Here is a 22248-nt window from a genome sequence, read left to right as displayed (position 1 = left end):
CGAGCACATCCACGTAACCCCTTGATTTTATGGTGCCGGTTGCAGGAATCGAACCCGCGACCTTCTGATTACAAATCAGCTGCTCTACCAGCTGAGCTAAACCGGCAATCCTCTTGTTCCGATAGCGTCTGGAAGACGCAGGCGCAAGCGTGGTTGCGCTTTCATGAGGTAGTCATCGCACACTCTCCGATCAACACCGCCATATCAAGCGGACAGGCGCTGCCGCCCGCCGCAGAGCATTCGGTAATTTTTTGCCCGGGCATAATCGAAATCCACATTGGCCCCTCTGAACCCAACTGATTTCGGGCAAGATTATGCAAAAATATTAACGTTTGGTTGACGCGCGGCCGATTCATGCCGACGTGTCGCCCTGCCTTTCCGGGTGTGCGAAGAACGTTTCCAGCAGCGCGGCACGTTTTCTGGGCAGCGCAAGGTCTGTAAAACAGCAGAAAATCCGTCTCGTCGCCCATCGCACTCGCTTGTGTGGTCGCTGCCGGTTGCCGGGTCATTTGCTCGCAGGTCCAGGTTCGATGGCTTGATCTCGGGGTTCTCGACCGCATTGAGGGTCTGGCGGTCCAGTTCCTCGCGGTGCAACCGGCCGAGTAAGGATGAAGGCGATCCTGCGTTGGTCCTGCTCGACGTCATAGGTGAGCCTGTAGGTGGCGACGCAGCCCGGCATCAACGGTTTCCGGCGCGGCCAAGCAAAATCCACCCGAACCCGGCTGTCGACATAGGTGTGAAGCACGCAGGGCTGATAATTCTGGATGGTCATGCTGCCGTCGGGGATCTAGAAAGGCATCGGCGCTTGTCCCATCAGGTCAGGGATGAAATGCGACTGGATTCCATATGCTTGGAATATTTTGATCAGTGGTGAAACCGGCACCGGCAAAAGCTGGATAGCCTGCTGTGTCGCCACGGCGGTCGTTCGCGCGGGACATAAGCTTCAAAATATCCGACCTGCTCTACGGCCTGTCAATGACCCTGGAGGACGAGGTTTATCTGCATGAGCGCGAAAAACTGGCGAAGTTCAAGCTGCTGATTTTGGATGATTTCGGAAAGGTGGCGATGAGCGAGGGCGAGAAATCCATTCTATTCGACATCATCGAAGACCGCACCGGAGCGCTTTCCACCATCATCGTCGGACAGAGCCCCCTATAATGACTGGTACGGGTTTATCGATAACCCTGTCATTGCCGATGCTGTTCTCAACTGCCTCTCGCGCGACCGGCATCACATCAAGCTGCGCGGCGAGTCGCTTCGCAGACGAGAAGCCAGCTTCACCGATCTCTGATTATACCCTTAGGCGCCGATCCTCTTGCAATCGGGTGCCGAAGGATCATGCAATCGGCTGCTGAATCTTGATGCGACTAGGTGCCGAAATGCGTAAGAGTGTGCACATTCCCTGCTGCCAGGGCTTGCATTCGGCGCGTGAAGGGACTATCTCGCGCGCACTTCACAGGCGGGGTCGGGCCCCGGAGGGAGACATCCTTCGACGGTCCACCGGTTGGGGCAAGCCCCTGAAAGCCCCGCCAAGGCGCAAACCGGAAAGGAAATGGACATGGCGCTTCCTGAATTCTCCATGCGTCAGCTTTTGGAAGCTGGCGTACACTACGGCCACCAGACTCAGCGCTGGAACCCTCGTATGGCCGAGTTCATCTATGGTGAACGTAACGGCATTCATATCATCGACCTGACCCAGACCGTACCCATGCTGGACGCGGCGCTGCAGATCGTGCGCGATACCGTGGCCAAAGGCGGCCGGGTTCTGTTCGTCGGCACCAAGCGTCAGGCGCAGAAAGCCGTCTCCGAAGCTGCCGAGAAATCGGCCCAGTATTTCATGAACCACCGCTGGCTGGGCGGCACTCTGACCAACTGGAAAACCGTCTCGCAGTCGATTCAACGGCTTAAGGCGCTGGATGAGACCCTCTCCTCGGGCGCTGAGGGTCTGACCAAGAAAGAACGTCTGCAAATGGAACGCGAGCAGGCCAAACTCCAGGCCTCGCTGGGTGGTATCCGCGAGATGGGCGGCCTGCCCGACTTGCTGTTCGTGGTTGACGTGAACAAGGAAGACCTGGCCATCGCCGAGGCGAAAAAGCTGGGCATCCCGGTCGTCGCCGTGGTCGATACCAACTGCTCGCCCAAGGGTGTGGACTATATCATCCCCGGCAATGACGACGCCGCCCGCGCCATCGCGCTTTACTGCGATCTCGCCAGCCGCGCCGCTCTGGACGGCATGACGGCCCAGATGGGGGCGGCCGGTGTGGACCTTGGCGCGCTGGAAGCCAGCATCGAAGAAGAGCTGGCCGGCGAGACCACGGAAGCAGCCGCGGAAGCCTGATCGGCGGACCCATCCGGGCTCCCGCAACAGGTTTACGGAACATTCATCAGGCGGGGATAAACCCCGCCTGACGCATTGAAAAGCAAGGAGACATCCGATGGCTATCACCGCTGCGATGGTGAAGGATCTGCGCGAGACGACCGGCGCAGGCATGATGGACGCAAAAAAAGCGCTGACCGAAACCGATGGCGATATGGAAGCCGCCATCGATTGGCTGCGCACCAAGGGTCTGGCGAAGGCCGCCAAGAAGTCGGGCCGCGTCGCTGCTGAAGGTCTGGTGGGCGTTGCCGTCCGCGCCGGCCGTGGCGTCGCAGTCGAGTTGAACTCGGAAACCGATTTCGTCGCCAAGAACGCCGATTTCCAGCAGCTCGTGCGTGAAATCACCAATGTCGCGCTGGACACCGCCACGGATGTCGAAGTCCTGAAGGCGACTCATTTGAACGGTCGCCCGGTCGAAGAGGTGCTGACCGAAGCCATCGCCCGTATCGGCGAGAACATGACGTTGCGCCGGCTGCACGTTCTGGAAGGCGATACCATCGTCTCTTACGTGCACAACTCCGCCGCCGAGGGCATGGGCAAGATCGGTGTGCTGGTCGCGCTGAAAGGTGATGCGGCCAAAGCGCAAGAGATCGGCAAGCAGATCGCCATGCACATCGCCGCGACCAACCCGGCCTCGCTGTCAGAAGCGGATCTGGATCCGACTCTGGTCGAGCGTGAGAAATCGGTGCTGACCGAGCAGGCCCGTGAATCGGGCAAGCCCGAGGCCGTGATCGAGAAAATGATCGAAGGCCGGATGAAGAAATACTTCGAGGAAGTAACCCTGCTTGGCCAGAAGTTCGTCATCAACCCCGACGTGACCGTTGCAGAAGCCGCTAAAGATGCTGGTGTCGAAGTGACCGGCTATGCCCGCGTCGTGGTCGGCGAAGGCATCGAGAAGAAAGAAGAGGATTTCGCCGCCGAGGTCGCCAAGACCCGTGCGGGCGCCTGATTCTACCTTGCCTCGACAGACAACGCCGGCTCTTTGGAGCCGGCGTTTTACATTATGCGGTAACGCTCAGTTATCACGCCCCGGTTCGCTCAGCAAATCCGACAATGCGGATAAGAATTTCTGCGACCGCACATCTTTCCCAGGATGATTTGAGGAACTGCCTGACATTGTGACGCTTGGTTCTGCAGAGGAACTGAATATCTGTTTGCGGCGGGCCGCCAACAAGATCGCCTGCGCAGTTGTCTTTGCCCCCAAGGCCTTGCGCGCCAACCGTAAGTGTTTTTCCACCGTAGCCGGCGTAACCTTCAGAATTTCAGCGATTTCCTGCATGGTATGACCGGTAGAGATGCATTCCAGCACCTCACGCTGGCGCGCCGTCAGCACACATTCACGTTCGGCATAAGGCAGGGTAGAAATACGCAGATTTATCAAGCCGCTCAATGCCTCCACGAGTTGGCCATGCCGTGCCCAGAGTTCGTCCAGCTTGTCCTGCCGCATGCCGATGGTGCCGCTCAGCAGTATACCCGCACGAATATGTTCGATATCATCATTCATGCTGACCACATAACCCGCGACATGGCCGTAGCGTGCGAAGATATCTATTACCCGCTCTTCACGCGGGCTTAGCCGCCCGGCCAGCCGGCGCCTCTGCATCCCATCCCAGCTTTCACTGCTCGTGCGATTGGTCAGGGACAGATACAAGGGCGTGCTCTCAAGCAGGTCCAAGGATACAAGCTCTTGCATCAGGCGTGGAGAGTAGCTCGACAGCAGAATACTGTCGTCTAGCATCTGGCCGCAGGATGTCTCCAGAACCCGTATAGCGTGATAGGAGACATTGGGAAAGCCAAGGCCAGTCAATCGCGCCACGTAGTGCTGCCACGCGGCCTGCGCCGAACGCGCCGCCAGGATGACCTCAATATCCTTGAGTACTTCCATGTTGGTTGCCCCTAAATTCTAGAATAAATTTCAATGCGGTCTATATCTTTGAAATATTGTTATTAGGACTGTGCTGCAACAATGCGTCAAGCACTATTATTTCAAGATGACGTCAGGTGAATATGATTAACAATTTCTAGAAAATTCTATGGTGATATTTGAAAAATATTAACGGAACATGGCCCGGTAAGGCAGACAGATTTCCACTATTTCGCACGGCCAATCAGTATGATTGCACAATCATAAGCTGTTTTAATTATACTTAAACAACCTGGGATAATCATTATACGGATATCAAATCTGCAACGCCGAAATCACGACTGACAGATATCATTCGAATAATATTATAGGCAAACAGGTTGAGTCAAACCTAACCAATGTTCCAGATGAACTAGAACAGCTCATCATTATGCGAACCGCCTTGCCCACATAAAACTATCGCCACATGGCGATGCTTCGGATAATTTGCTGATATCACATGAGCATCCGGTCTGACTCTGACCAGTTACTGAGCTTTCATCCAGCCGCGACCGGAGCCTTTCGGCATTTTTCCTTGCCTACGGATTCTGGACCGTCGGCCCCGGGAGTTTCCGACCTCTATCACAACGCGGGCCCGTGAGGTCATCGGAAAAGTGCAGCGCGCTCGGGACGTTAGATCCGATCGCGCTACGGGTGTAGTGTCTCCGCCAATCCTCCAGCTTTTCAGCTGCGTCCGCAAGGCTCATGAACCAATGTGCGTTCAGCCATTTGGACCTCAACTTGCTGTTGAAAGCTTCGATAAAGCCGTTATCGGTGGGTTTTCCAAGCCGTGAGAAATCCATAGTGACCTGTTTGGCATAGGCCCAGAGATCCAGGTCGCGGCTGGTGAATTTTCTGCCATAGCATGTTGGGAAGTCAGCATTGACGGAGGTTGTGGCCGCCTGCGGAGCCCTAAAAAGCATAGCAAGTGGCCATAACCGGCACTCAGGTCACTATGATGGTTTTACGAACCAGCACCACAGAGGAGACGAGTCATGGCCAGATCAAAGCATACTGAGGATGCTCCTGCGGGCGTTTTCTGAATTCTGTGTATCTGCGCCGGCTCATGCAGTTTCAGGCATTCAGGCAGCGAAGCGCCCGCCGAACATTCTGGCACACTGGTTGCGGGCCGCAAACCATTCGCGGACGTTGCGGCCATCTTTTCTCGAAGCTCCGGGTCGCCCGAAAGATCAGCTTCGTGGCGGCATCATCCGTCGGGAACGAGCCTCTCGTCTTGATGGATTTGCGGAATGAGGAGGATCAGAAAACGGTCCGGGGGCTGTTTCGGGTATCGGCGATCTGCCCTTCCATTTTCGCGATCAGAGCGTCGCCCTTGGCCGCCATGCCCATGCCCGCGCTGTTCATTTGGATCATCTGCCGCCAATCGGTCGTCCAGGGCGAATCCGGATAGGCGACGACCGGCGCAATCTGGCTCAGCGTGTCGTAATCGGACTGTGTCAGCCCCGAATAAGCGGCAAGGATCACATCGGGGGCGGTCGCCGCGACAGCCTCGAAATCGATACCGTCGCCTTCGTCGAACAAGGCCGGCGTGTCTGCGCCCAGTTCGACCAGCTTTTCCTTGACCCAGGGCAGCACGCCGTCGCCGTCGTCATCGCCGTAATTGGCCGCCGCCATGCCCACTGGCACGATCCCAAGCGCGAGCGGCACCTCATGATTGCCCGAGGCGACCGTTGCCACGCGTTGCGGCTTTTCTCTGATCATCGTGGTGCCGAACGCGTGCTGGATACTGACGGGAAATCCGGCCTCATCCGCCAGGGCGGTGGCGGTGGTCATCATCAGGACCAGCATCATAGGGCGCAAAATCCGCATCGACATGGCCTTTCCTGACGGGTTTGCCTGCGGATTTCCCCCGCAAGGGGGTATGCGTCAACCCGTGTCGATCAAGGTATCCGCTTTTTCCCAAAGATTCCGACAAAAAAAGTGGGATTATACAAGACAGCCTCGCACTATCGGTCCTAGAAGCCGCGCCAGCATGATCGCCACGCCGCCCTGCCCCGCACTTGGGTGCGGGAGGCCTAACGTCATTCCAAGGCCAGCCAGTCTCGGACCCTCTGTGATCTGCAGGCAGCCAGCAGCAACGACAACACCCATGCGGGACCTTGAAACCATGGCACATGACATCCGGCGCGGCCCCCGCCGCCACCTTACCGCCCTTCTGCTGGGCTGCACCGCTTTGATCGCATCCCCGGCCGTTGCTCAGGATCCCGTCCCATCGGATTCCGGGGCGGGAACCGAGGATTCGCCTTATCGTCTTTCACCCATCATCATTAACGCCAGCGGCCAGTTCGACGACGACGCGAACACCATCGTTGCCAGCGAATTGTGGGTCGGCGGCAAGGTGGCGACCAGCATCCTCGACACCCCGGCATCGGTTTCGGTCATTACCGAAAAGGAAATGCGCGACCGCAGGGCCACCACCCTTGAAGAGGTGCTGAATTACTCGGCGGGCATTCACACCGACTATTACGGGACGGATGACCGCAACGAGTATTTCCTCGTCCGCGGGTTCCAGGCGACGACCTATCGCGACGGCCTGACGCTGGGCTCCATGCGCAGCGCGCGTGAAGAGCCCTTCGCCTATGAGCGGGTCGAAGTCATCCGTGGCGGCAACTCGACCCTGTTCGGCACCTCGGATCCGGGCGGCTCGATCAACTTCGTGACCAAGCAGCCACGCTTCGAGCGTTTCGGCGAGGTCTACGGCTCGGTCGGATCACCGCGCAACGCGGAATACGGATTTGACGTGGGCGATACGCTGAACGCGGACCAGACGCTGGCCTATCGCCTGACCGCCAAGGTGCAGGACGGCGAGCGGGATTATGATTATTCGCGCAACGATTCCACCTTCGTCATGGGTGGTCTAAGCTGGCAGCCGAACGCTGCGACAAAGCTCAGCGTGATCGCGGATTATCTGAAGCGCGACAACACGCCCAACAGCGGCGACTATCCGCTGGATCGCGAATACGACCGCAGCGACTTCTTTGGCGAGCCAGACTTCAACTATCAGAACGTCGAACGTTCCAGCATAAGCGCTCTGTTCGAGCATGAGTCCGAAAGCGGCCTCAGCCTGCGTGCGAACCTTCGCTACAGCGATCTGAAAAGCGATTTCGGCTATGTCTATCTGTCGGACAACCCGGCGCGTGTCGGCACGATGGTTGACCGTTGGTATTTCGGCGGCGATTCCACAGCCAAAGAGCTGATCGGTAACGTGATCCTGCAATACGACCGCAGCTTCGAAAACTTCGACAGCAGCACCGTGGGCGGTATCGAATTCCGCGACGCATCGACCACCAGCGCCCCGTTCTATGGGCTGTACACACCGATCGACGTAGCAAATCCGGTCTATTCGGGTGCGCCCGGCACGCTGGCAGCGCCTTATGAACTGCGCGACAATGACTACAAGACCCAATCGCTGTTCGTGCAACAGAACCTGTCTTTCAATGACAAGTTCGTCGCGACCGTGGGTCTGCGTCACGACTGGCTGGATATCGAGGAAACGCTGAACGGCGTGCACTCAAGCGATGATTTCTCGGAAACCTCGATCCGCGGAGCCTTGACCTACAAGGTCAACAGCGAGATTTCGACCTATGTCAGCTATGTCGAATCCGTCGCGCCTCCGGGCATCGGCGTCGAGCCGGAACGCGGCGAACAGTATGAGCTGGGCGTTAAATATCAACCGCTTGGCACGACTGCACTGATCTCGGCCTCAATCTATGATCTGCGCAAGAACAATGTCACGGTCGCCGTGGTCCAGCCGGAGGGCCATATCACCCGCGAACTAGTGGGCGAACAGCGTGTGCGCGGGTTCGATCTGGAAGGCAAGGCCGAACTGGCGAACAACCTCGACCTGATCGCGTTCTATTCCTACATGAAGTCCGAAGTCGTGCGCTCGGACCCAATCCGTGGCGTGGACGTGGAAGGAAACGAATTCTCCGAGGTTCCCAACCATATGGCATCGCTGTGGCTGAACTATACCTTGCAGGGCAGCGAAAACCGTGGCGACATGACCTTCGGTCTGGGTGCACGCTATATCGGTTCGTATTTCTATGCGCTCTCGAACGATACGGGCAAAGCCGATCCGTCGGTCACGCTCGATGCGGCATTCAGCTATAAGGTGCAGGAAAACACGAGCTTGGCCGTCAATATCAGCAACCTGCTGGACGAACAGCATGTCGTCGGTCGCGGCACGGCGGATTACTACAATCCGGGTCGCACCGTCGCGGTGACCCTGCGCCACACCTGGTAAACCGATGGCCCGGCGATCATCACGGTGACCGGGCCTTTACCTGACCAACTGCATCCGCCGCCAGGCGGCGGGTGTTTCGCCGGCGACCTGACGAAACACGCGGGTCAGATGCGCCTGATCGGAAAAGCCGATCTGGGCCGCAACATCGGCAACGGTCAGATCGGTCTCGACCAACAGCTTCTGCGCCTGACTGATACGTTGGCCCATCTGCCATTGCAGCGGTGTTTGCCCGGTCGTCTGCTTGAACATCGCGGCAAACCAGCTTTCCGACAGCCCCACCGTAGCGGCCATCTCGGCCACGGTCAGGCGATGATCGCCAGCGTTTTCGAGACGCGCGGCAAGGCGGTTCATCTGCGCCGGGGTCAGCCCACCGCTTGCACGCCCTGTTCCGTCATGCGAAATATCCAGAAGCCCGGTCACGATGCTGCCCACAAGGCTTTCGGCGAAAACTCCGTGGCGTGAGGGCTGAGTGACTTCTCCGACCAAAAGCCCGGCAAGGGTGTGGATTGCATCGGCATCCTGAATCTCGACCGGTCGGCACAGCGCGGCCAGTGCGGCGGATGCCCCGACCGTCGGCGTCAGGAACCGCATCATCCGATCCTTATGGATATGCAGGTCCAGATGCGCAAAGACATAATGGCCGGTAAAGTGCGACCACATCGGCACACCCGCCGGGACATAGAGCGCCCGCATCATCGGCCGGCCGCTCTGCCGCATTTCATCATCGCGGTTCGAGATCAGGATATGCGAGGACACGTCATCAAAGAAGAACATGATGCGCGGGTCGGGCGACAGGTAATAGCCATGCGCGCCGGCCTGCCCTTCGGCCTGCCAATAGACGCTGACCAGCCCGTCCAGCCCGCGCCACTTCACTGGCGCCGCGCAACTGATGCCATCGGTATAACAGATCATGGAGTGACGATAACTCATCGTCCGAAGGCCCCGCTCATGCTGAATATTTCAGATGGCATGCCTGTCAGGCGCGGCGCGGCAGGGCGCGAGGCGTCGTCTCTGGGAAGCTATCCATTGTGTCGGTCACATATGATGCGAGAAACCACCCGCCTTGGCAATATAGTGGGCCGTAACGTCGTTTCATGCAGCTTAAGCTGGTGTATTTTAGCGACGCGGTACGGACAGGTCGATGCCCGTCCCGTCAAAACCACCTTCGACTGCCAGCGTCTGGCCGCAGACATTGGACAGGCTTTCCGAATGCTTGGCACCAGCACCCGCGATGAAGGCCATGCGGAAACATGCCGGACGCTGATTCACTTTAGTCGACCATTTCATAGTCCCGCCGTCCGAAACCGCCTGGAGGCTGCTCCCCTCCGCAGGTGATGCAACTTCCGCCGCTTGAAGCATCAAAATCAGCCGGCATAAACCAAACTCGGTGCGTTAGAACTCTCCTGACCAAAATCAGGCAGCCTGTTCCAAATCATCGGACGACGGACAGCGTTGACGCTGATGATCCGGCAGCACGCCTCGGTGAGAATCATCGTAACCCGCGACCTTGCCATCGAAAACGCAGGAGGCCGTCTCGTGATCAAGCTGTAGCGTTCGGACCCGACGCTTACGCGACTTACACCTGTTCGCATTACCCTTACAGGGTATACGACCGGACCGCCAAAACTGTGATATCGATCCCGCAGCCTGCGGAATCCGCCATCTGAACTATGGGGGTTTCTACAGAGCCACATCACCTGGGCCGCTACAAGAAGGGCTCAGGGCGTCAGAAACTCAACTCCCGGCAAGGCAGCAATTTCGGCAATGTCGGCATCATAGGTAGCAGTGATTCGGTCCACCAGCTGCTGTGTCCATCCGGGCAGGTTCAACTCTATCTCGATCTGATCGGATCGGCCGTATTTCTCCAGCGCGGCGGAAAAGATGCGGCGACGGCTTGCGATGGTCAGCCGTTCCTCTTGTGCCATCGCGTCGCGGATCATGGACATGCCGTCGGGATGCAGGATGTCGCCCAGAACCTGTAACCCCGCTTTCAGGGGCACATCCGGGGGCATGGTCGAAATACTGCGCACAACCTCGGGCCAGATCAGCGAGGTGTCCTCGTGGCACCAAATCACCAGGCGTCGCCCTTGTAGAGCGGGCAGGATACGCCGAATTGCCGGGGCCCATCGCAACGCCTCTGGATCGACCCCACCCATCAACTCGGCATAGCTGCCGCTGCCCTCTTGCGACAGAACGAAAGAGATCAGCGTCGCCGGATTCTTGATAGCCATGAAGAATTCAACTTCGGCGTCGGGAAACAGGTTGGCCAGAGCCGCCATTTTCTCGCCGGCCGTGACGTACAACCCTTGAGGAGAGATCGCGCGCGTCGCCTTACCAAGAAAGGTCGGAGTGCTACAAATGACACGCTGCGGATCGTCCGAGTCCAGGATGACATCCAGCATCACCTGCTGCATCTCGGGCGTAGCGGGGCCGCCCCTCAGCGCACTCAACGCTTCGTTGAAGACGTCGCGATGCCGGTTCGGAGTCACAGGCTCGACACCGTTGCGCAACAACCAGTCCCGGTTCTGCAACAGGGCCTTGACCATACGATAGATATCCGTGCCGTGAACTCCGCAATGAAAGACAACCTGCATACGTTCGCAACTCCTGACTCGTTCAGTGGGCACAGTAACCAGCAATCCACGCGGGGAAAACCTTATGGTTGAACACAGGCAGGCGCGGCACCATCGAATGTGTAAGCCATATCAGCACCGGTTGCCCTTGCGGATGAGGATAACAGGGTACGATCGCAGGTAAAATCTGAGTGCACAGCGCCAACCCGTTCGTCAGTTGACAGGATAAGGGACCAGACAAGCACGGACTATCGCCAACTCAACTTAAGGTGCACTCCACAGCTCGGCGGTTGCGGCTAGCCACCCTCGGACCTCGTGAATCCTCCTGATGTGGTGCCTCTGCCCGTGCTGTCCATCTAGACAGGAAATTCGTCATCAAAATCCATCACGCCATAATACTATCTTTCCTCTGCCTGATACCTTTGCACGATATAGAGCGGCATCTGACATCTCGAGTATTTCATGAGGTTGTGGAGTAGATTTACTATCTGAAGTTGCGATACCCACACTGGCTGAAATGTGGCTCAACCATAAGTGCTCTTTCATAGTTTCAATCTTATTTAGAATTCTTCTCCCTATGTCCAAAGAAACTGCCTTTGGGTCTTGGGAAAATATCAATATCATGAACTCGTCCCCACCCACCCGACAGGCTTTATCAGAAAAATGCACTTCGCCAGTCAATATAGATGCAACATCAATCAGAACCCGGTCACCTGCAGCATGGCCAAATTTATCGTTCACCTCCTTGAAGCAATCAAGATCCAGATGGAGAATGGCAAAAGGAATTTTTTGTCTATACTCAAATGCCTTGGAAAATTCGATGTCGAACCCACGCCGATTCAGCAGCCCGGTCAGGGGGTCCGTAATGGATAAAATATGTGCATTTTTTCGCGCCTTCTCCAAGCGCATATTGGATCTGGATAATTCCAGCAATGCGGCACGGTTTGCCTCATGCAGAAACAGGAACTCCATAGTCAGGTCAGATGGAGAGAAATCCGAATCTTTCAGGTGGAATTTTTGTACAGCCAGCGGAAGATTTATCCCGAACCCCAAGTTAAGCATAATCACTTCAGATGAAATATGCACACCATTCCCGCGCAAAGAAATATCTGGATGATATCGTATCTTGAGAAATATTCCCTTGCCATTACGGAGATGGGAGAACAAGCTATCGAAGGATATTAGGTCATGTTGACAAATGACGGAGCCAGAGGCGGATCGACGTGATGTCAATGAAGCCGAGAAAGCTTTCCGCCGTCTTGTCGTAGCGGGTCGCGACACGCCTGGCGTTCTTGAGCTTGTTGAAGCAGCGTTCGACCAGATTGCGCAGGCGATACAGCGAACGATCGACACCAATCCGTTTTTTGCGGGACTTGCGCATCGGTATCACGGGCAGGACGTTGCGCGCCTCCATGCCGTCTCTGATCTTGTCTGCATCGTAGCCGCGATCTGCGAGCAGCACGCTCGGGCGGGGCAGATTATCCACCATCACCAGATCGAAGCCGAGATAGTCCGACGTCTGGCCCGGCGTGATCTCTGTTCTCATAGGTAGCCCGTGCGCGTTGACCAGAAGGTGGATCTTGGTCGTAAAGCCACCTCGAGAACGGCCGAAACCTTGTCGCGGAGTCCCCCTTTAGCGCCCGCTGCCTGATGGTGGGCACGGATCACGGTGCTGTCGATCATTTGCAGGGCGCTTGGCACGGCTCCGCTCTGGTTCAGGGCATCCATGATTTCCTCCCACAGGCCTGCCAGCGTCCAGCGCCGGAACTGCCGATAGACGCTTGACCATTTGCCGAACTCGGCAGGTAGGTCCCGCCATGGCGCACCGGTGCGTGCGATCCAGAATATGCCATCAAGAACGAGGCGGTGGTTGGTGGGCTTGCGCCCGTTCGGGGCGCGGACGGCGAAGATGAAGCGCTCAAAGAACGCCCACTCCTCGTCCGACATAAGGTCTCGTGCCAAGCTGGTCTCCATCGCAGATGCCAGCTTGAATCATGCCCCAAGCCCAAGGGGAATCCCTTTTGTCAACACGACCTAGGCAACCAATATTATCAGTGGGAATTAAAACCTCATCAAGATGGGAAGCATCTCCCAGAACTTTGATAAGCGTTCTCCCTCGGGAAATCATTAAACCAGCACGATTTACCGCAAGGTGCATTGGCATCAGATTCCCCAGCTTGAGGATATCAATCTTGGTATTTTTCATATCTGCGGTTGCATTGAGGAAAGGTCGAATCCGCGCTTTTGGGAGTGATCCGGAACAACTATATTTATATCAATACAATTCCGCATGACAGAAATGAGGGCAAGAGAGCCGTAATCATCCGCCATAGCCCTAATCATACCGGCCAAGACCCGCATCAATCCGAGGAAATGTGTATCGGCAACAATTCGGTAGCTCCCGGGATTATCAGACAGGATTACGAAGCCAGGTAGATCGAGATCTGGTATGATCAACTTGATGCGACCAGACAATTCACGTAAAGATTCCACGAATTCTTCAAAATTTGCGCCACTGAACCGTAGCAACCTGCGAATCTGTTCTTGGCGGCTTATCCATGCACCAATATCTTCCAACAACTCATCTACCGATTTATCGAGCTGCCTAGCTGACGCATTTACAATGGAACGGCTGATGCTATCGGGACAGTCGCCCCAAGTGAGAAACCCGTCAGAATGAACACCTGCCTCTGATGCAATATTTTTCCATATTACATCCCCATACCCGCTGCGCAAGAATGATTCTATACAACGATTAACAAGCCCATGCATTTGTTCATACTCAAATTTTTGTTGCGCTTGCTTAACGCCAAAACCTGCCTGAATCTGGGGTATCTACAGAAACGGTCTTCAGGCCATATTCCGTCAGGAATATGGCGACCGCCCCGTGTTTCTCAAGATATTCCTTATCCAGGATCAAGCATTTATTTTCCGCGCTGGTATTTAGTAAACGGTTCGCGACGAGAATGTCGCCGTCGTTACAATAGGTATCTGCCTCCTGTTCTACAGCCTTACCCGTCAGATGGCCGATACGATATCGAATCCCGGCATGATTAAGTTCCGCCCTGCGGTTGGCTGCTGCGCCCTGCCATAAAACGCGTTCAGCCGCGATTGCCTGATCGGCGATGTCGCCGTCACTCTTAAGCCAGTTCTCGACTGCGAAATTACCGCCTCTTGGCTTTGATGGCGCCCTGCCTGCCGGTGTCAGCACGGCAACGGCATCACCTTGGGCCGAAATGAGGATGTCGGGTCGCTTGGTATTCAGCCAGAGCAGTGCTGCCGCCGCCAGTAGCGCCGCACCCAGACCACGGCGAAAAATCAGTGACGCGGTTCGGTTTCCGGCGCCGGAAGGCGCCCCCAGCAGCACCAACATGGCGCCGATGGCCATCAGTGGCAGTACGGCGCGCGGCGCGGTCGGGAACAACGTAACCGCACTATCCAGATCAGATATCCATTTCGCGACGGCCAGCATCCAGTCTGTACCGAGCCCCATCACCCACAGCGCCGGCTGCGCAAGGCCAATTGGCGCCAGCAGGGCCGCAAAGACGCCGCCGGGCATCACGAGTGTGCCGACGACAGGCACGACCAGCATATTGGCCAACAGGCCATATTGCGTCATCCGCCCAAAATGGGCGGCGGCGATGGGCGCGGTCACCATGCCTGCCACGAAGGACGAGGCAAAGAGCATCAGCACCGGCCTGCTCCATGATGGCAAATGCCCGGATAGTTTCAACCATGGCTCATGCATCAGAATCAATGCGACCGTAGCGGCAAAACTCATCTGAAAGCCGGGTTCGGTCAGCGCCTCGGGCCCAAGTACCAGCACGATGCTGGCCGCGACGGCAACGGTACGCAGCGACACGGCGCGGCGGTCAACCATGATGGCTAACAGCATTATCGCCACCATGATGAATGAACGCTCGGTCGCGACCCCGCCCCCCGAAAGCCAAAGGTACATCGCCGAGGCGCAAAGCGCACCCGCCGCTGCAAACTTGTGCGTGGGTCCAGCCCGGATACCGCCAAGTCCCTGCATTACCACGCCGCATAGCCTGAGTGCCGCATAGATGAAGCCGGCAAGCATGCTCATGTGCAGGCCCGAGATCGATACGATGTGATAAAGATTCGAATCGCGCATGATCTGATTGGTATGCTCGGCGATGCCCGAACGATCACCGGTCATCAGAGCTGCCGAAACCGCCCCTGATTGTCCGCCGATCCGTTCACGCATGGCCTCGGACAGCGACATGCGGATACGATGCAGGACCAGCGTACTACGGTCAGCGGGTTGCTCCACCGTCATGACCGGAGTGCGTGCATAGCCCACCGCCCCAAGACGCCCAAACCAGGCCATGCGGCGAAAGTCGAAACCGCCGGGCTCGGACGGGCCTGAAGGCGGGCCGAGATGCGCAGTCAGCATCACGCGCTGTCCCGGCACCGGCAGATCTTGGGGAGTCAGAAGCGAGATCCGCACCCGCTCTGGCGTACGGCTGGGCGCCACGCCATGCAGACCTACCTGATCGAGCAGCAGGCGCATCCGGTCGCGCGAAGATCGGTCTATTCCGATAACCCGCCCTTCGATCGGGCCGTAATAGCGGAAACCCAGCACCGGAGCGGCAACCATATGCGCCCGCCCCCCTGCAAGCCCTGCCCCCAGAGCGGTCAGAAGCAGTGCAAACGCAGCAAGCCGCAGCCGATCCGCCCAAATCCAGTCGAACCGGCCGTCTTCGGCCAGTCTTGCCGTCCAGACCGGCAGCAGCACACAAAAACCGCCGATGAGACTCAGCGACGCGTAGAAACCGGAACCGGGTTCATTGGGCAGCAGAAACCAGCCCCCTATGCCCAACGAAAGCCAGAATGGCACCCAGGGCAGCAGCCCCGCGCGAATATTGATGGATGGTCGCTGTCCGATTGACGCACGCTGGGTTCCGCCGGCCGGGGCTGGCAGACGCGTTCGTAAAACGTTTACCGATTCCGTCACCAAAACTTGTCCTTGTCGTGGCACTTGCTTATCTGTGGCGCCAAGATTGGCACGTCGACCCTTTCAAAAGGATTAACGGCCAATAGCCCTGTTCTCTGAAACTGACCGGACAGCTGATGACTGATTCTCGCCCCGTTGTTACCCGCTTCGCGCCCTCGCCCACCGGCTATCTGCATATCGGGGGTGCGCGGACGGCCCTGTTCAACTGGCTTTATGCCCGTGGTCGGAATGGAAAATTCCTGCTGCGGATCGAGGATACCGACCGCGCACGCTCAACCCCCGAGGCAACTGAGGCGATCTTGCAGGGCCTGCGCTGGCTGGGCCTCGATTGGGACGGCGAGCCTGTCAGCCAGTTCGCGGGGCTGGAGCGGCATGCCGAGGTCGCCCGGGCCATGCTGGAGAACGGCACCGCTTATAAGTGCTTCTCGACCGCCGAGGAGATCGAGGCTTTCCGCGAAAAGGCAAAGGTTGAGGGCCGTTCGACCCTGTTCCTGTCGCCTTGGCGCGACGCCGATCCCGCAACCCTGCCCGACGGCCCCTATGCGATCCGGCTGAAGGCGCCGCGCAGCGGCGAAACCGTGGTCAGGGACGCGGTGCAGGGCGACGTGACTTTCGGCAACGAGCAACTTGACGACATGGTGCTGCTACGCTCGGACGGGACGCCTACCTATATGCTGGCAGTGGTGGTGGACGATCACGACATGGGCGTGACCCATGTCATCCGCGGCGACGACCACCTGACCAATGCTGCCCGGCAGATCCAGATCTATCAGGCCATGGGCTGGGATATCCCGGTCTTTGCCCATATTCCGCTGATCCACGGCGTTGACGGCAAAAAACTGTCCAAACGCCACGGCGCGGTCGGACTGCACGAATATGCGGCCATGGGCTATCCGGCAGCGGCAATGCGCAACTATCTGGCGCGGCTGGGTTGGAGCCATGGTGACGACGAATTGTTCGACGATGCGCAGGCGCGGGCATGGTTCGATCTGGACGGAATCGGCAAGGCCCCTGCCCGGCTGGACTTCAAGAAGCTGGAACATGTCAGCGGCTGGCATGTCGCGCGGATGAGCGATGCTGAATTGCTGGACCAAATTGCGGCATTTCGCGTCACCACCGGCGCCGAACCGCTGTCCGAGCGACAGCTCGCCCGCCTGCGCCCGGCGCTCGGGGCGCTGAAAGCCAAGGCAAAAACACTGCCTGCGCTGCTTGATCAGGCGCATTTCGCGCTGATCGACCGCCCGGTGCAGGTCGACGAAAAGGCGGCAACCGCGCTGGATACTGTATCCCGTGGTATACTGAATGAATTGACGGCCATAATACAGGATGCTAGCTGGGACCGCGACGAACTAGAGGCGGCCGCCAAGAAGGTTGGCGAGTCGCACGGTCTGGGGCTGGGCAAGGTCGCGGCGCCGCTTCGCGCGGCCCTCGCGGGGCGCAGCTCAACCCCCAGCGTGTTCGACATGATGTTGGCACTTGGCCGCGACGAGGCCCTGGCCCGGCTGCAGGATCAAGCGGGCTGAGACCCGCCCCCATCACTCGGCCATAAGGTCGGAGACAGGTGAAAGGAACTGGGAATGGCAGAAGAAAAAACCGCAAGACTGCATCTCGCGGGGAAGGATTACGATCTGGCGATACTGTCGCCGACGGCGGGGCCGGACGTGGTCGATATCCGCAAGCTCTACAGCGAGGCGAGCGTCTTCACCTACGACCCTGGCTTCACCTCGACCGCGTCCTGCGATTCGACGATCACCTATATCGACGGTGACAAGGGCGAGCTGTGGTATCGCGGCTATCCGATCGAGCAGCTTGCGGCGCAATCGCATTACCTCGAAGTCTGCTATCTGTTGCTTTACGGGGAACTGCCGAATCCCGACCAACTGGTCGATTTCGAAACCCGCGTCACCCGCCACACCATGGTGCATGAGCAGATGCACTATTTCTTCCGTGGCTTCCGTCGCGACAGCCATCCGATGGCGACTCTGGTGGGCGTCGTCGGCGCAATGTCGGCCTTCTATCACGATTCGGTCGACATCAACGACCCAGTTCAGCGCGAGATCGCATCGGTCCGGCTGATCGCCAAGCTGCCCACCATCGCGGCCATGGCCTATAAATACTCGATCGGCCAACCGTTCGTCTATCCGAAGAACGAACTGGATTACGCCAGCAACTTCCTGCACATGTGCTTTTCGGTTCCGGCAGAGCCCTATCACGTCGACCCCGCGCTGGCCCGGGCCATGGACCGCATCTTTACGCTGCATGCGGATCACGAGCAGAACGCCTCGACCTCGACCGTGCGGCTGGCCGGTTCTTCGGGTGCGAACCCGTTTGCCTGCATCGCCGCCGGCATCGCCTGTCTATGGGGTCCGGCGCATGGTGGCGCCAACCAGGCCTGCCTGGAAATGCTGCGTGAAATCGGCTCGGTCGAACGGATTCCGGAATTCATCGCCCGTGCCAAGGACAAGAACGACCCGTTCCGGCTGATGGGTTTTGGCCACCGGGTCTACAAGAACTTCGACCCGCGCGCCAAGGTGATGAAGGAATCGGCCGACGAGGTGCTGGACCTTCTGGGCGTCCACAACAACCCGACGCTGCAAGTCGCCAAAGAGTTGGAGAGGATCGCGCTGGAAGACGATTATTTCGTCTCGAAAAAGCTTTATCCGAACGTCGATTTCTACTCGGGCATCATCCTTGAGGCGATGGGATTCCCGACCTCGATGTTCACTCCGATCTTCGCATTGTCGCGGACCGTGGGCTGGATTTCGCAGTGGAAAGAAATGATCGCCGATCCGCAGAACAAGATCGGCCGTCCGCGCCAGCTTTACGTCGGCTCGCCCCGGCGCGACTACAAACCCCTGGACGCGCGCTGAGCCTTCAGGATCAAGATCAGGACCGGCCCCGGAAAAGCTCCGGGGCCGTTCTGCTGCGCCCCCATCATGTGCTCTGCTCGATCGGCTGGCAGGGCCGCGGCTACTCGCCGGATTTCACCGAAAACATGAACGCCATCGTTCTGGGACGGCTTCGGGCCGATCCGCAGACTCCGGTCATCTTTACCGTCATGGCCGATTCGATCTGCGGCCCATGCCCGTCTCGCCGTGGGATGGGTTGCGTCTCGGACGAACGGATCAGCCGGCTCGACAGCCGCCACGCCTCGGCCCTGGGCATCCGTTCAGGCCAGCGCATGACCTGGGCCGAGGCGCAGGCCCGCGCCACCGCCCGCCTGCGTCCGGGGGATCTGGGTCGGATCTGCAACGGGTGCCAATGGCTGGATCTGGGCATCTGCCAATCCTCGCTGGCGAAACTGCAAAGCCATCAGCACGCATCTGACAAGACAGACGAAAGTCAATGTGACGCACCTCGTTTCGATGCACACGCAAGGGACTTGCGCGCGGCGTCGGGCGATGCGAAATCGGCGCCATGACCGAGCATGACAAAATCGCGCTGATCACCGGCGCCTCGCGCGGCCTTGGTGCCGCTTTGGCTGAAACCCTTGCCGCGCGCGGCTGGCACATTCTGGCGGTGGCCCGCACCACCGGCGCGCTGGAAGAGCTGGACGACCGCATCCGCAAGGCGGGCGGCTCGGCCACGCTGGCACCAATGGACGTCGGCCAGCCCGAGGCCATGGTGCAGATGGTGCGGGCAGTGATGGACCGCTGGGGCGGGCTGGATCTGTGGGCACATATGGCGATTCACGCCGCGCCGCTGTCTCCCGCTGGCCATATCGACGCCAAGGATTTCCAAAAATCGGTCGACCTGAACATTGTGACCACGCGCGGGCTGATCAACCTGATCGAGCCGCTGTTACGGGCCCGCAAGGGCACGGCGCTGTTTTTTGACGACAAGCGCAACGGGCAAAAATTCTTTGGCAGCTATGGCGCAACCAAGGCCGGGCAGATCGCACTGGCTCGCAGTTGGCAGGCGGAAAACGAAACTCTCGGCCCCCGGGTCGTCATCGCCGAGCCGCAGCCCATGCCCACCGCCGTGCGCGCGCGCTTTTTCCCCGGCGAAGATCGCAGCCGCCTGACGCCCTGCCAGACCGAGGCCGAGCGCATTTTGTCGGAAACCCTCTAGCGCGCCAGCGCGAAAAGCTGGTCTAGGTCCAGATGGGTTTCCAGATGTGCGGCCAGCCGGTCCAGCACCTCCTCGACCCCCGCGCCGTAATCCAGCGCCGAGCCGACACCAAATTGCCCAAGCCAGGCAGCACGGAAACCATCGCCCGAAAACAGCCCGTGCAGATAGGTGCCTGCGACGCGCCCATCGGGGCTCGTGGCGCCGTCAGGCTGGGGAATATGGGCAAAGGGGCGCGCGCAATCCGGCCCGTGAGTGCGGCCCATGTGTATCTCATACCCCTCGATGCTTTGGCCCAAGGCGGCACCCTCGATCCGGGTCAGGCGCTTTTGCGGCGTCATGCGGGTCTCGACCTGCAACAGGCCCAGTCCGGGGGTGCTGCCCGGGCTGCCGTCATGGCCTTCGGGATCATGGATCACCCGACCCAGCATCTGATAGCCGCCGCAGATGCCCAGCACCCGCCCGCCGCGGCGCAGATGCGCGGCAAGGTCGATATCCCAGCCTTGTTCACACAGAAAGGCCAGATCGCCCCGCGTCGATTTCGTGCCCGGCAGGATCACCAGATCTGCGTCCCCCGGCAGGGCCTGACCGGGCGGCACCATGGTCAACCGCACCCCCGGCTCGGCCGCCAGCGGGTCGAGATCGTCGAAATTGGCGATCCGCGACAGCATTGGGCAGGCGATGTGCAGCCCTCCTGCCCCCTGCGCCCGGCGCAAATCCACCGCATCCTCGGCCGGCAGTCGCGCAGCATCGGGAAACCACGGCACCAATCCAAGGTCGGGCCAGCCGGTGCGATCCGCGATAAAGCGGCGACCGGCATCGAAGAGCGAGGGATCGCCCCGAAAACGGTTGACGATAAAGCCGCAGATCATCGCCGCATCCGCAGGATCGATCACCGCCTGCGTGCCGACGATCTGGGCGATCACTCCACCGCGGTCGATGTCGCCGGCTAAAACGACAGGGACACCGGCAGCGCGGGCAAAGCCCATGTTCGCGATGTCGCGGGCGCGCAGGTTGACCTCGGCCGGGCTGCCGGCGCCTTCGACCAACACCAGATCATGTGCCCCCCTGAGCCGGTCAAAGCTTTCCAGAACCGCTCCCAGCAGCTGCGGCTTGAGTGCTCCGTAATCCGCCGCTGCCGCGCGTGTCACCGCCTGCCCCTGGACCACGACCTGCGCGGCCCGGTCCGTCTCGGGCTTCAGCAGCACGGGGTTCATGTGGACCGAGGGGGCAAGCCCCGCCGCGCGCGCCTGCAAGGCCTGCGCCCGGCCGATCTCTCCCCCATCCGGGGTCACGGCGGCATTGTTCGACATGTTCTGCGGTTTGAAGGGGGCGACATTGATCCCACGGCGCAGCGCAGCCCGGCAAAGCCCCGCCACCAGCAGGGATTTTCCCACATTCGACCCGGTTCCCTGTATCATCAGCGCGCGCATGCCCGCCCCCGCTTGCCAATCCGCGCCTTGGTGACTAGATAGGCGCGTCGCTGAATGAAAGGCCCCATGGTGGAAAACGTCGTCCTTACCGTGCATCTGATCCTCGCCGTGCTCTTGATCGGGGTGGTGCTTTTGCAGCGGTCCGAAGGTGGCGGCCTTGGCATGGGTGGTGGCGGAGGCGGTGTCATGACCGGCCGCCAAGCCGCCAATGCCCTCTCGCGCCTGACCTGGATTTTTGCCATCGGCTTCATCGTCACCTCGATGACCCTGACCCTGATCGCCGCGCAGAACGCATCAAGCGGCTCGATCGTGGACCAGTTGAACCTTGGCGGCGGCGGTGAGCAGGCCCCGGCGACCAATCTGCCCGGCATCGGCGATTACGTCCCGCCGCCCGGCGCGGGTCAGCCCGTCGTTCCGGGTGTCGGCCAGCCTGCCGTGCCGCCCGCGCCCACAGCACCCGCGGCGCCTGAACCTGCGGCGCCCGCCGAAAGCAGCGCGCCCGCACCGGTTACACCGCCGCCGGCCGAGGCTCCGGCCACGGAAAGCCCGGCACCGGCCAATAACTGATACCAGAACTTGGGGGCGCGACAGGCGCCCCTTACAACAAATTGCGGTCCGTTGCGGCCACGGGACGAATCGGGTATGACTCGAC

General features: G+C 59.2%; 18 protein-coding genes, 1 tRNA gene and 4 pseudogenes. 9 read left to right on the top strand and 14 right to left on the bottom strand.

What is annotated here, in order from left to right; translation table 11 throughout:
• Positions 1-30: 30 nt before the first annotated feature.
• Positions 31-106: transfer RNA gene (locus JWJ88_RS17130), tRNA-Thr, on the bottom strand.
• Between the two features lie 718 nt (positions 107-824).
• Here JWJ88_RS17130 and JWJ88_RS21870 point away from each other — a divergent pair.
• The 3 genes and pseudogenes from JWJ88_RS21870 to tsf all read left to right on the top strand — a co-directional run bounded on the left by JWJ88_RS21870 (position 825) and on the right by tsf (position 3326).
• Positions 825-1158, top strand: a pseudogene (locus JWJ88_RS21870) (ATP-binding protein).
• A gap of 394 nt (positions 1159-1552) precedes the next feature.
• The gene (gene rpsB, locus JWJ88_RS17115) at positions 1553-2338 is read left to right on the top strand and encodes a 30S ribosomal protein S2 (RefSeq protein WP_205295655.1); all 786 of its coding nucleotides are present in this window, start codon (positions 1553-1555) and stop codon (positions 2336-2338) included.
• A 97-nt stretch (positions 2339-2435) separates the two neighbouring features.
• Positions 2436-3326, top strand: coding sequence for a translation elongation factor Ts (gene tsf / locus JWJ88_RS17110; protein ID WP_205295654.1), 891 nt, complete (start codon positions 2436-2438; stop codon positions 3324-3326).
• Between the two features lie 66 nt (positions 3327-3392).
• Here the strand turns inward: tsf and JWJ88_RS17105 are convergent, their stop codons facing one another.
• The 4 genes and pseudogenes from JWJ88_RS17105 to JWJ88_RS17095 form a co-directional block, all read right to left on the bottom strand.
• A complete protein-coding gene (locus tag JWJ88_RS17105; RefSeq protein WP_205295653.1) occupies positions 3393-4262 on the bottom strand; it encodes a helix-turn-helix transcriptional regulator in 870 nt (289 codons plus the stop codon).
• A 557-nt stretch (positions 4263-4819) separates the two neighbouring features.
• A pseudogene (locus tag JWJ88_RS22220) lies at positions 4820-5140 on the bottom strand (integrase core domain-containing protein); the annotation flags it as partial.
• 222 nt (positions 5141-5362) lie between these two features.
• Positions 5363-5528: pseudogene (locus JWJ88_RS22300) on the bottom strand (IS256 family transposase); the annotation flags it as partial.
• A 39-nt stretch (positions 5529-5567) separates the two neighbouring features.
• A pseudogene (locus tag JWJ88_RS17095) lies at positions 5568-6116 on the bottom strand (ABC transporter substrate-binding protein); the annotation flags it as partial.
• Positions 6117-6390: 274 nt separating this feature from the next.
• Here JWJ88_RS17095 and JWJ88_RS17090 point away from each other — a divergent pair.
• Entirely contained in the window at positions 6391-8544 is a 2154-nt protein-coding gene (locus JWJ88_RS17090) for a TonB-dependent siderophore receptor (RefSeq protein ID WP_240200273.1), read from the top strand.
• 36 nt (positions 8545-8580) lie between these two features.
• Here the strand turns inward: JWJ88_RS17090 and JWJ88_RS17085 are convergent, their stop codons facing one another.
• From JWJ88_RS17085 to JWJ88_RS17050, 8 genes are all read right to left on the bottom strand, one after another.
• The gene (locus JWJ88_RS17085) at positions 8581-9474 is read right to left on the bottom strand and encodes a helix-turn-helix transcriptional regulator (protein WP_205295651.1); all 894 of its coding nucleotides are present in this window, start codon (positions 9472-9474) and stop codon (positions 8581-8583) included.
• Between the two features lie 186 nt (positions 9475-9660).
• Positions 9661-9831, bottom strand: a complete 171-nt coding sequence (locus JWJ88_RS17080) for a hypothetical protein (RefSeq protein WP_205295650.1) — start codon at positions 9829-9831, stop codon at positions 9661-9663.
• Between the two features lie 431 nt (positions 9832-10262).
• On the bottom strand, positions 10263-11138 hold the full coding sequence (locus JWJ88_RS17075) for a hypothetical protein (protein ID WP_205295649.1): 876 nt from the start codon (positions 11136-11138) through the stop codon (positions 10263-10265).
• Between the two features lie 354 nt (positions 11139-11492).
• Positions 11493-12203 carry a GGDEF domain-containing protein gene (locus JWJ88_RS17070; RefSeq protein WP_240200272.1) on the bottom strand — a complete coding sequence of 237 codons (711 nt, stop codon included), beginning with the start codon at positions 12201-12203 and terminating at the stop codon, positions 11493-11495.
• A 100-nt stretch (positions 12204-12303) separates the two neighbouring features.
• Positions 12304-13091, bottom strand: a protein-coding gene (locus JWJ88_RS17065) for an IS5 family transposase (RefSeq protein WP_143795259.1) whose coding sequence is annotated in 2 segments (ribosomal slippage) — positions 12304-12752 and positions 12752-13091 — 789 coding nt in all. Because the reading frame shifts where the segments join, the coding sequence is not laid out codon by codon here.
• Positions 13036-13323 (bottom strand): hypothetical protein, encoded by a 288-nt coding sequence (locus tag JWJ88_RS17060; RefSeq protein ID WP_205296924.1) that lies wholly within the window; start codon positions 13321-13323, stop codon positions 13036-13038. The genes JWJ88_RS17065 and JWJ88_RS17060 overlap by 56 nt, the downstream gene beginning before the upstream one ends.
• Entirely contained in the window at positions 13320-13853 is a 534-nt protein-coding gene (locus JWJ88_RS17055; RefSeq protein WP_240200271.1) for a heme NO-binding domain-containing protein, read from the bottom strand. Before JWJ88_RS17055 ends, JWJ88_RS17060 begins: the two co-directional genes overlap by 4 nt.
• Positions 13854-13920: 67 nt before the next feature.
• Positions 13921-16095, bottom strand: a complete 2175-nt coding sequence (locus tag JWJ88_RS17050) for a ComEC/Rec2 family competence protein (RefSeq protein ID WP_240200270.1) — start codon at positions 16093-16095, stop codon at positions 13921-13923.
• A gap of 116 nt (positions 16096-16211) precedes the next feature.
• Here JWJ88_RS17050 and gltX point away from each other — a divergent pair, with 116 nt between their 5' ends.
• The 4 genes from gltX (at position 16212) to JWJ88_RS17030 (ending at position 20166) form a co-directional block, all read left to right on the top strand.
• Positions 16212-17618, top strand: a complete 1407-nt coding sequence (gltX, locus tag JWJ88_RS17045) for a glutamate--tRNA ligase (protein WP_205295646.1) — start codon at positions 16212-16214, stop codon at positions 17616-17618.
• Between the two features lie 54 nt (positions 17619-17672).
• The gene (gene gltA, locus JWJ88_RS17040) at positions 17673-18965 is read left to right on the top strand and encodes a citrate synthase (RefSeq protein WP_205295645.1); all 1293 of its coding nucleotides are present in this window, start codon (positions 17673-17675) and stop codon (positions 18963-18965) included.
• A gap of 125 nt (positions 18966-19090) precedes the next feature.
• Entirely contained in the window at positions 19091-19516 is a 426-nt protein-coding gene (locus JWJ88_RS17035; protein ID WP_240200269.1) for a DUF1284 domain-containing protein, read from the top strand.
• Positions 19513-20166, top strand: a complete 654-nt coding sequence (locus tag JWJ88_RS17030) for an SDR family NAD(P)-dependent oxidoreductase (protein ID WP_205295643.1) — start codon at positions 19513-19515, stop codon at positions 20164-20166. The genes JWJ88_RS17035 and JWJ88_RS17030 overlap by 4 nt, the downstream gene beginning before the upstream one ends.
• Here JWJ88_RS17030 and JWJ88_RS17025 read toward each other — a convergent pair.
• Positions 20163-21596 (bottom strand): cobyric acid synthase, encoded by a 1434-nt coding sequence (locus JWJ88_RS17025; RefSeq protein ID WP_205295642.1) that lies wholly within the window; start codon positions 21594-21596, stop codon positions 20163-20165. The two genes, JWJ88_RS17030 and JWJ88_RS17025, sit on opposite strands and share 4 nt — an antisense overlap.
• 69 nt (positions 21597-21665) lie before the next feature.
• On the opposite strand from JWJ88_RS17025, the gene secG reads away from it, so the two are divergent.
• Positions 21666-22163 carry a preprotein translocase subunit SecG gene (gene secG / locus JWJ88_RS17020; protein WP_205296894.1) on the top strand — a complete coding sequence of 166 codons (498 nt, stop codon included), beginning with the start codon at positions 21666-21668 and terminating at the stop codon, positions 22161-22163.
• Positions 22164-22248: the final 85 nt, after the last annotated feature.

Origin of the sequence: Paracoccus methylovorus (assembly GCF_016919705.1) — a bacterium.
GTDB classification, from domain to species: Bacteria; Pseudomonadota; Alphaproteobacteria; order Rhodobacterales; family Rhodobacteraceae; genus Paracoccus; species Paracoccus methylovorus.
This window is presented reverse-complemented; position numbering and strand designations above follow the sequence as displayed.